Below are 1,001 nucleotides of genomic sequence, written 5' to 3'. Positions count from 1 at the left end.
TTTTACGATCAGCGTCGCTACTGGCCTTCAAGTCGCGTTCGATCCCATACAGCTTGTTGATCAGGTTCAGCGCGATATCGGCACGCCCCGTTTTACCTTTGGGCTGCACTTTCTGTGCTTCAACAAACTTGCGTCGTGTATGCGCCCAGCAGCCTAGACGCTCGACTCCGGTTTGGGCGCCCAAGGCGTTGTAACCGGCGTAATCATTGGTCATCACGTAACCGCGATAACCATCGAGCAGACGCGTTGGCACCTCCTGCGCCCGGCTGGTGGAGTAGTCAAAAAGGATGACCGGCCTATCCGGTGGGCCGCCGGTTTGCACCCACATCCAGGATTGGCTGCTCGGTTCTCGATCTGGTTCTTTCAGCACTTGCACGCGTGTTTCGTCGCAGTGGATGACGCGGCTTTCCAGTAGCCGGTCGCGCATCAAATTCAGCAGCGGCTGGAAGTGTTCGCCGCACTGGATCACCCAGCGAGCCAAAGTCTGGCGCGGGATATCAATACCGTGGCGGCCCAGCACTTTTTCAAAACGGTGCAGCGGTAATCCGTCTACATATTTGGTCGTCAGCAACATCGCGAGAACGCTGGGACTGGCCATGCTCTTTTCAATCAGTTGAGCTGGCTTGTCTGCTGTGACGGGCGCCGTTTCGCAGTCGCGGCAGCCATAGACTTTACGAACATGCTTGATGACCCGGATCTGCATCGGCACGATTTCAAGCTGCTCGCTGACTTCCTCGCCAATGGCGTGTTTGCGGCAGCCGCAGATGCAAATCAGTCCATGCTCGGGAAGTTCGTGGATGACTTCGATGCGCGGCAGGTCGGCAGGCAGTGGCTTGCGTTTGCCACGGCGCTTAGCGGGGGTGACAACCTCTTCTTCAGCGTTTTCGTCGATAGCTTCGACGACGCTTTCGGCTTCGTTGAAGAGCGCCAACTGCGGTGTGGCCGGATCGGCTGTTTGCTCGGACTTGCGTCCGAACAAGCGCTGGCGCAGCAATGCGTTC

The 1,001-nt window shown here is 57.7% G+C and carries 1 protein-coding gene; it reads right to left on the bottom strand.

Going from position 1 to position 1,001, the window contains the following annotated elements; genetic code table 11:
- On the bottom strand, window positions 1-1,001 hold a 1,001-nt coding region (tnpC, locus tag ALP40_RS15115), incomplete at both ends, for an IS66 family transposase (protein ID WP_122209046.1).

The sequence above is a fragment of the Pseudomonas viridiflava genome (assembly GCF_003702045.1).
GTDB classification, from domain to species: domain Bacteria; phylum Pseudomonadota; class Gammaproteobacteria; order Pseudomonadales; family Pseudomonadaceae; genus Aquipseudomonas; species Aquipseudomonas viridiflava_C.
The sequence above is the reverse complement of the archived record's forward strand: the minus strand, read 5'-3'. Positions and strand labels throughout refer to the sequence as shown.